The sequence below is a fragment of the Vibrio rotiferianus CAIM 577 = LMG 21460 genome, from assembly GCF_002741985.1.
In the GTDB taxonomy this organism is placed as follows: Bacteria; Pseudomonadota; Gammaproteobacteria; order Enterobacterales; family Vibrionaceae; genus Vibrio; species Vibrio rotiferianus.
Genome location: NZ_APHW01000041.1, coordinates 1 through 1,276, shown reverse-complemented (window position 1 = coordinate 1,276; position 1,276 = coordinate 1). Strand labels below are relative to the sequence as shown.

Sequence of the window (1,276 nt, the reverse complement as noted above, 5' to 3'; positions counted from 1 at the left end):
CCCCGTTATTGCAACTACAATTTAGTCATAACGGAGTTGGTTTGCGCTAATGTATTCGGAGTCCACGTTGGGAACATTAACTTCCCCGCTCCACGATGATATCCGCGCCAGATTATCCTTAAAAGCCCCAAAGCAACTAGGTGCTATTTTTTGTATCAGGTTACTAATCTGGCCGATCGACCGTTTTTGTCATCACGTTCATTGGCGTTGCAAACTTGGTTATGGCTATACAGCCTTAAAAGCTTGGCGGTGGTACAACACCGCCCAAGCTATTCTTGCTAGCTTATTGGCAAGTGCGACTACCACAACATTAAACGGCTTTGTTGCTCGTAAATTGACTAACCAATCTCCGAACACTTTTCCTGTTGTTTCTATCCTAGATAGCACGGACCTCGCTCCATGTATAAATAGAGCGCGAAGGTGTTTGTTCCCTCGTTTACTCATGCCTAATAACTTTGATTTGCCACCCGTTGAATACTGTCTAGGAACTAGTCCTAGCCATGCGGCCATCTCGCGACCCCCACCAAAGTTTGAAGGAGAACTGATATTGGCCACACACAACGTTGCTGTTAAATCACCAATACCAGGAATACTCTTCAAAAGTTCGGCATTTTCATTATTTTCAGTAATCGCTTTCAGTTTTCTATCTTGAGTAGATACTTGCTCATTTAGGTATTTATAGTGCTCATGAATCGAGAGCAACTCAGCGACCAGACTCTGTGGTAACTTTATATCTTGCTCGGCCAACCACTGAAATAGCGCTTTCATCTTGGCATGGCCTTTAGGAAAACTCAGCCCAAACTCAAGTAGTATTGCTCCAATTCGGCTCATACAAGCCGTTCGTTCTTTGATATAACCATCCCTCACTCGATGGATAGCTGCGATTACTTGAGCTTCCTCTGACTTGGCAGAGACAAATCTCATGCTTGGCCGACTCGCGGCTTCTGCTATCGCAGCAGCATCAATAAAGTCGTTCTTGTTACCTTTGACGTAAGGTTTTACATATTGAGGTGGGATAAGTCGAACTCGATGCCCATAGGCTTCACACTTTCTCGCAAGCCAGTGAGCACCACCACAGGCTTCAAAAGCGATGATGGTAGGTTCAAGTACAGATAAGAAACGGAGTAGTTGGCTTCGACTAAACTTACGGCGAATAACGTCTTTGCCAGTGTGATTGTTGCCAACCGCATGAAAGCAGTGCTTGCCTAAATCGATACCTAAGATGTGAATGGTAGACATATGGTTCACCTCGTTCTGAGAGCCTACTCTAAGCGTA

General features: G+C 44.8%; 1 protein-coding gene. It reads right to left on the bottom strand.

The window, feature by feature from the left end; all coding sequences use genetic code 11:
• Window positions 1-225: 225 nt before the first annotated feature.
• A complete protein-coding gene (locus B853_RS15465; protein ID WP_128826795.1) occupies window positions 226-1,239 on the bottom strand; it encodes an IS110 family RNA-guided transposase in 1,014 nt (337 codons plus the stop codon).
• Window positions 1,240-1,276: the final 37 nt, after the last annotated feature.